Origin of the sequence: Marinobacter lacisalsi (genome assembly GCF_042651045.1) — a bacterium.
GTDB classification, from domain to species: Bacteria; Pseudomonadota; Gammaproteobacteria; order Pseudomonadales; family Oleiphilaceae; genus Marinobacter; species Marinobacter lacisalsi.
Genome location: NZ_JBHSDI010000022.1, coordinates 1 through 661 on the forward strand (window position 1 = coordinate 1; position 661 = coordinate 661).

The following is a 661-nucleotide window of genomic DNA, read 5'->3' on the forward strand; positions in this document are numbered from 1 at the left end:
CATCTACCGGCAAGGCACGGTTGTCACCGCCGACACCGGCTTCGCCAACGAAGCCAACATGAAGTACCTGCACGACCGGCAGATCAATGGCTACGTGCCGGACAATAAATTCCGCAGCCGGGATCCGAAGTTCCAGAACCAGAAAGACAAGTACGGCAAGCGGCACCAGGACCTGCCCGACAAGGGCTGGAAGGCCACCATTCCGGCGAGCGAATTCCAGTTCGATCCAGTGAAGCTGACTTGTATCTGCCCAAGCGGCGAAACTCTCACGTACCGGGGCCAGCGGGACGCCGAGAATGGCAAGACCCGGGTGCACTTCGAAGGACGGCTGCTTCAATGCCGGCACTGTCCCAAGAAGCACCGCTGCATGCAGAGTCCGGCTTCAGCAGACCACCGCAACGGTTCCGGTCGACAGGTATCGTTCACCGTCGAGAACAAACGCCTGCCCAACTACACCGACTGGATGAAGCACCGGGTGGACAGCCAGCAGGGCAAAGAGATCTACAGTCACCGGATGTCGGTGGTGGAACCGGTGTTCGGCAACATTGGCACCACCAAACGGTTGAACCGCTTCAGCCTGCGGGGTAAGAAGAAAGTACAGGGTCAGTGGCAGTTATACTGCCTGGTGCATAATATCGGGAAGTTGGCGAACTACGGGCAG

The 661-nt window shown here is 58.7% G+C and carries 1 protein-coding gene; it reads left to right on the forward strand.

Annotated features, from left to right (window positions below):
* Positions 1–661: transposase (locus ACFOZ5_RS13375; RefSeq protein ID WP_379888129.1), on the forward strand; the 661-nt coding region annotated here is incomplete at both ends.